The 4,597-nt window shown below is 67.2% G+C and carries 5 protein-coding genes and 1 pseudogene; all 6 read left to right on the top strand.

Annotated features, from left to right (window positions below):
- Positions 1-416, top strand: a 416-nt coding sequence (locus WA965_RS10385) for a hypothetical protein (protein ID WP_526447485.1), incomplete at its 5' end; no start/stop codon positions are given.
- Positions 417-467: 51 nt separating this feature from the next.
- Entirely contained in the window at positions 468-1,157 is a 690-nt protein-coding gene (locus tag WA965_RS10380) for a hypothetical protein (RefSeq protein WP_526447483.1), read from the top strand.
- Between the two features lie 50 nt (positions 1,158-1,207).
- Positions 1,208-2,638, top strand: coding sequence for a MinD/ParA family ATP-binding protein (locus WA965_RS10375; protein ID WP_526447481.1), 1,431 nt, complete (start codon positions 1,208-1,210; stop codon positions 2,636-2,638).
- A gap of 137 nt (positions 2,639-2,775) precedes the next feature.
- The gene (locus WA965_RS10370; RefSeq protein WP_526447479.1) at positions 2,776-3,129 is read left to right on the top strand and encodes a hypothetical protein; all 354 of its coding nucleotides are present in this window, start codon (positions 2,776-2,778) and stop codon (positions 3,127-3,129) included.
- A 57-nt stretch (positions 3,130-3,186) separates the two neighbouring features.
- Positions 3,187-3,930 (top strand): DUF8175 domain-containg protein, encoded by a 744-nt coding sequence (locus WA965_RS10365; RefSeq protein ID WP_526447477.1) that lies wholly within the window; start codon positions 3,187-3,189, stop codon positions 3,928-3,930.
- Positions 3,931-3,965: 35 nt separating this feature from the next.
- A pseudogene (locus WA965_RS10360) lies at positions 3,966-4,597 on the top strand (hypothetical protein); the annotation flags it as partial.

Here is a 4,597-nt window from a genome sequence, read left to right as displayed (position 1 = left end):
AAGCTGCCGGGGTCGACTTCACCAGTGCGGACGCAGTCGCACGCGCCGCCCTGGCGGTGTGGTTCGGCTGGAACACCAACACCGACACCGGCCCGGGCGACGCCGCCCGGCGATCGACGCCGCTGCTGACCGACCGATTCGCCGAGTCACTGACCGCCACCTCAGCGGTATCGGGACCGGGTGGGCAGTGGCTCGAATGGGCCGCCGAACGCGCAGCGGTCACCGCCCAGGTCGACCCCTCGACCGCGTCGGTACCCGAACAAACCCCGACAGAGGCATACCGCGTCTTCGAGATCACCCAGACCGCCCGCACACCCTCCGGCGAGGTCGTCGGCACCCGCCAAGTCGGCGCGAATGTGCAGCTACGCAACGCAACCGGCGACCGGTGGGAGGTCGAGAAGATCTCCGAACGCTGACCCCCAATACCTACCCACCCGCTTGTCGATCACCCGAGAAAAGGACACGCCATGACCACCTCCGCCGCCACCGAATGGGAAACCGCGGCCGCCGCCGTCCGCGCGGCCGCCGACGACCTCCGCGCCAGCGACTCCACGGCGCTGCGGGCATGGGCGAGAGCGAACAACCTTCTCTCCCGGTCGATGTGGCCGAAGATCAAACGCGAGCTGCTCAAGCAGCTCGACCTCGACTACGACAGCTTGCGCAACCGCGAGGCCATCGAACACCGAGACGCCATCGCCGCAACGGCCTCCTCGGCCCCGCTGGTCGAACTCTTCGCTGCAGGCGACGAACGCGGCAGTTTCGCTGTGCTCGGCCCCGGCGACGACGCCGCCTGGTACGGCACGTTCCACCGCAACGACGCGGTGTTCAGAAAGGGCAACCGAGACTCCGCCGACGATTCCGCGGCCGGTAAAGCCATCTTCCTGGCAGGCAAGGCCCGTGAGGAGGCAGACGTCCCGGCCGTGCGATTGCTGCTGCACATCAGCAACCCGAACATCGACGGAACAGCCCTCGCCGGCGTCGCCGCCAAACACGGCGTCGCACTCGAGATCGACATCACCGACGACAACCCCGCCGAGCAGTGGTGCGAAGAACCCGGCTTCCAAGCCTGGCAGGCAATACGCCTATCGGACCTGTTCGTCGACGACACCGAACCCGACGAGCAGACGCCGGACGAGCAGGCACCAGACGAGCAATGACCGAACGCGACGACGACCCCGGAACCACCTCTTCCCCGAAAGGAACTCCAATGAGCATTCCTGACCCGTACAACGAGCACCGCGAGAATTACGAAGCCGAAACCGCCGTCGACCTCCGCAGACAGCGTCTGCGCCGCCAACCCGCCCCCGATCCGGTCGTCGACGAATCCACCGACCATGACCGCGACGACGACACCACCGGGCTCGCCGACGACGAGGTGTTCGCCGACCCCTACGAGGTGGGCCAGGATGCGTTGGCCGCCAACGAAGAACTCGACATCGATGTCCCCGCGGAGTACGGCGGCCGCGACTTCGATTCCGCGCCCACCGACCTCGACAACCGGCCCGCAATCTGGGGGATGCGGGGGCGGGTCAACGCCGCTCTGGGACTGACCCGCCCACCCCTGCCGGATTCCGCCGAAGCTCGGTATCGGCAGTCGGTGCGACGAGTCCAGCAGCCACTGCCCGGGTGCATGGTCGTCTCGGTCATCGGCCTCAAAGGAGACGCCGGCAAGACCTCCACCACCACCGCCCTGGCGAACACGTTCGGCACCCATCGCGGCCGCGGAGTCGTCGCCTGGGATGCGTGCGAGAACTCCGGAACTCTCGGCGATCGCGCTGACCGCACCACCGATCCCGAGCTCGGACCGTGGGACATCCTCGAGAACGCCCGCGCACTGGCCTCGGCCGACGCAGTGTCGGGCACCCTCGGGCACTACCTGCGCCTGCAGCCCACCCATGACGAGGTCCTGGCCTCCGACAGCTCGACGAGCCGCCAGAGCGGCATCGGGTGGGACGAATGCGCGGCGTTGATGGCGGTGCTGCGTCGCCACCGGGATCTGATCATCGTCGATACCGGCAACAACGCCACCGCCAGTAATTGGCAATGGGCCGTCCAGCATTCGGACATGCTGGTCATCCCGTTGCCGTTGCGCCGAGACATGGCGATCCTGACGATGAACATGCTCGACGGCATCATCGCCCGCGGCTACGAGCACCTGGTGCGGTCAGCGCTGGTCCTGACCGTCGTTCTGCCCGGCGACAAGGACTCCGTCGACGCCGCGCTGCGCCTCGAAGGCAAGCTCGAGCAGGAGTTCGCCGCGCTCGGCGGGGTCGGACGAATCATGCGCGTGCCATACGAGCCGAAGTTCGCCAGCGGCGAGCGGATCCACTATCACGAACTCGGGCAGGCGACCGTCGAGGCGTACACCAACGTGGCCGCGGAGATCGCCGACAGGCTCGCCGACCGTGCATACGAGCGAGCTGCTGAATATGCCGACGCCTTTGCCCCGCAGGAGTTCACGCGACCCTCGCAAGCCGAACGCCGACCTACCCGCCGGCCGTACTCGATCCCCCAGCCGACCACACAATCCACCCCGCAGGGCTACGACGGCGACGACTACGACCAGTACCCGCCGCGGCCACCGCACGAGCAGTGGCCACCGAGATCGGCACCACCTCGAGACCGCCCGTTCCGATGACGACCGAACCCGCTGAACTGCCAGAATCCGTTGCCCCACCGACCGTTTGCATCGAAAGGACATCACCGATGACCACTGCGACCTCCACCCCGAACCGTGCCCGCGGCCTCGCTCGACGAGCAGGGAAGGCGGCAGCGATGACCGCCGCCGCGCTCACCCTCGCGGTCGTCTTCGCCGGCCCCGCCGCCGCGCAGGACTTCAACCCGATCGACAAAGTCACACCGACCTTCGAGTTCCTCGGTCCGTCCTTCCAAAGTGTGTGGGCGCGGGTCGCCGGCTCTATCTGGGGGGTTCTGCTCGCCGGTTCTTCCGTGAAATTGCTTGCTGCCCTGTACAAGATGCGCGCCGCCAAAGCCGGCGGCTACGGCGCGGAGATGAGCGACTCGATGGGCGAGGCGAAAGTCGCCGGCGTCGCATTCGGCGCGCTGGCGATCGGCGGCATCATCGTCGGCGCGATCATCTTCGTCGCCAACCCCGGCGGTGCAAACTGACCCCGGCTGCGAAAGCCACTCCAGCTCCACCCCATTCGATGAGAAAGAAGAACTGACATGGCACGAGATTTTTCCGCAGTCGGCAGTACCGGCTCGACGACCAGCGCAACAGGATCGGCGTCCGGCTCGCCCGGATCGGGCCTGTTCGGGCTCCCCAAATGGGTGTTGGCGATGATCGCCGCGGCCGTGGCGTTCGTCGTCGTGATTGCTGTCGTCGTCGCGACATCGGGCGGGAGCGAGGACCCCGCCGGTGAGGGTGCCGATGCGATCCGCACGGCCCACGGCCCGACGACCACCATCGACGGCATCCCTGCCGGTTACACCCGCGACCAGGCCGGCGCGCAGACCGCCGCGGTGAACTTCACCCAAGCCAACGGCCAAGCCTACGCAGGTCGCATCGACGCCCAGCGCCTCAAAGACGTTGCCGTTGCGGCAGAACCGACACCGGCGTTGACAGAGGTCCTCGACGTCTCGTCCGAGCGCCAAGAAACCGGGCGCGGCACGGTCAACGGCGTTCCGATGATCGTCACAGTGGAGAACTTCTCGCAGGATTCGGCGACGGTGTCGGTCTGGGGCATGGGAGTGAGCCAGAGCCGGGTCAGCCAGGACAGCGACAAAGTCGGCATCTTGGCCATCTACTCCACCACCACCGTGACGATGGTGTGGGAGAACGACGACTGGAAGGCCAAGGACTGGACGTACAAGTCCGGCCCCACCCTCGAGGAAGCGCAGTTCCCAGCCGATGAGTCCTCCCTTGCCAAGCAGGCCGCCGACGGCTTCTACGCCTTCTACGTGAACTGATGAGGGGTCGGCCTGCGATGTGGCGAAGGATTCTGTTGACGATCGCGGTGGCGGTCATCGCGGCCGCAGGGTTCGCGTGGCCCGCGGCAGCGCAACCCACCGCTGTCCCGGCACCGGTCCCCGGTGGCGGATCGACCGCGACCACGACGGCGAAAAAGCTGCCCGAGACCTTTCCCGCGGATCTCCGCCAATACATCGCAGGTACCGACGAATTCAAAGCAGCACCGTGGTTCACCGGGCCCTGCAAGGACAAGGGCGGCGATATGGGCCAGTACGTCGGATCGGTGATGAGCAACGAAGGCCGCCTGCTGTATTGGACGGCCACCGAGAACGATCGCATCGCGCGGTGGACCGCCGCGGTGTCCGTCCGCAAGGACCCGGTTCTGATCGGTGTCCTCATCGATGCCGGCGCTATCGGCTCGCAGGCCACCGGCGTCGATCTCGGTGTCGAGCAGAACCGCAAGGCTGCGCTGTCCATCACCGACGATGCAGTGCTCGAATCGTTCTACCCGCCGGTCTATCCCGCCGGTGATGCCACGATGGCGCCCCCGGCCCCGACGTGCGCGCAGGATCTCGCCCGGTGGACGACCAAGACCTCGAGCACCTGGGGCTTCGATTGGGCCTCGACTCCCGATGCGGCCTCGCTCGCCGAGATGAAGGCGCAGCC

Source organism: Mycobacterium sp. (assembly GCF_049683935.1).
GTDB lineage: Bacteria > Actinomycetota > Actinomycetes > Mycobacteriales > Mycobacteriaceae > Mycobacterium.
This window is presented reverse-complemented; position numbering and strand designations above follow the sequence as displayed.

Excerpts from the sequence above, each read along its gene's own strand:
- WA965_RS10375 (WP_526447481.1), top strand. The coding sequence starts at position 1,208 with ATGAGCATTCCTGACCCGTACAACGAGCACCGCGAGAATTACGAAGCC.
- WA965_RS10380 (WP_526447483.1), top strand. The coding sequence starts at position 468 with ATGACCACCTCCGCCGCCACCGAATGGGAAACCGCGGCCGCCGCCGTC.
- WA965_RS10365 (WP_526447477.1), top strand. The coding sequence starts at position 3,187 with ATGGCACGAGATTTTTCCGCAGTCGGCAGTACCGGCTCGACGACCAGC.
- WA965_RS10370 (WP_526447479.1), top strand. The coding sequence starts at position 2,776 with ATGACCGCCGCCGCGCTCACCCTCGCGGTCGTCTTCGCCGGCCCCGCC.